This is a genomic window from Bradyrhizobium sp. AC87j1 (genome assembly GCF_002936975.1).
Taxonomy (GTDB): Bacteria; Pseudomonadota; Alphaproteobacteria; order Rhizobiales; family Xanthobacteraceae; genus Bradyrhizobium; species Bradyrhizobium shewense.
Genome location: NZ_PTFE01000244.1, coordinates 1 through 1,315, shown reverse-complemented (window position 1 = coordinate 1,315; position 1,315 = coordinate 1). Strand labels below are relative to the sequence as shown.

Below are 1,315 nucleotides of genomic sequence, written 5' to 3'. Positions count from 1 at the left end.
CAGGCCTGGGATCGAGACCCGCTTCATGATCGGGCTGTTGTTGCTCAAGCACATTTACGGGTTGTCCGATGAGGGAGTGTGCGAACGCTGGGTCCACGACCCGTATTTCCAGTTCTTCACCGGCGAAGAGTTCTTCCAGCACGCCTTCCCGCACGAGCGCTCGGACCTGAGCCATTGGCGCAAGCGGCTCGGCGACAAGCTGGAGCTGCTGCTGGCCGAGAGCCTGCGGGTGGCGCACGAGGCCGGCGCGTTGCGCAGCCAGGACCTCAAGCGGGTCACGGTCGACACCACGGTGCAGCCGAAGGCCATCACCTTTCCGACCGATGCCAAGCTGCTGCATGCGGCCATCAAGGGGCTCAACCGCCTGGCGAGAAGACACGGCGTCAGGCTGCGGCAATCCTATTGTCGCGTGGCCAAGGCCGCGGCGATGATGGCAGGGCGCTATGCCCATGCCAAACAGTTCAATCGGCATCAGCGGCAGTTGCGCATCCTGCGCTCCCGGCTCGGCCGGATCATCCGAGACATCCGCCGCAAGATCGAGAGGCAGCCAGCGTTGGAGGAGGCGTTCGCCCTCCCGCTTGGCCAAGCCACCCAAATCCGCTCGCAACAGCAGCGCCAGCGCGGTTGGAAGCTCTATTCCTTTCATGCCCCGGAGGTGGAGTGCATCGGCAAAGGCAAGGCCGCCGCGCCTTACGAGTTCGGCGTGAAGGCCTCCATCGTCACCAACAACCGCCGGGCTCCCGGGGGCCTGTTCGTGCTGCACGCCAGGGCGCTACCCGATAACCCGTACGACGGTCACACCCTGCGGGACGTCATTGACCGCACCGAGACACTCACCGGCTGTCCGATCGAGCGGGCCTATGTCGACAAGGGATACCGCGGCCACGACGCACAAAATCCGCGTCGCGTCTTCATCTCAGGCCAAAAGCGCGGCGTCTTCGGTGTCATCAAGCGCGAGCTGCGCCGCCGCTCCGCTATCGAGCCCATCATCGGACACATGAAAGCCGAAGGTCACCTCGGCCGCTGCCACCTCAAGGGCCGCGCAGGAGACGCCGCCAACGTCGTCCTCTCCGCCGTCGGACACAACCTTCGTCGCATCCTCGCCTGGTTCAGAGAACTTTTGCGCCTATTGTTGGTCTCGCTCTGGCGCACGCTCAACTGTCCAGCTCAGCTCAATCCGGCTTCTTAACATGGCGTAATCGCGGCTGACGTCTTCTTGCGAACACGAGGATCGGTACGATCGGCGTCAGCAAATCGAAAAGGAGCCGCGCTATGAAGCAGTACGTTGGTCTGGATATCTCTATGGAAGAAACCA

At 63.1% G+C, this 1,315-nt stretch carries 1 protein-coding gene; it reads left to right on the top strand.

Going from position 1 to position 1,315, the window contains the following annotated elements:
* A partial coding sequence (locus CV770_RS41085) for an IS5 family transposase (RefSeq protein WP_104466319.1) occupies nt 1-1,189 on the top strand: 1,189 nt, incomplete at its 5' end.
* Nucleotides 1,190-1,315: the final 126 nt, after the last annotated feature.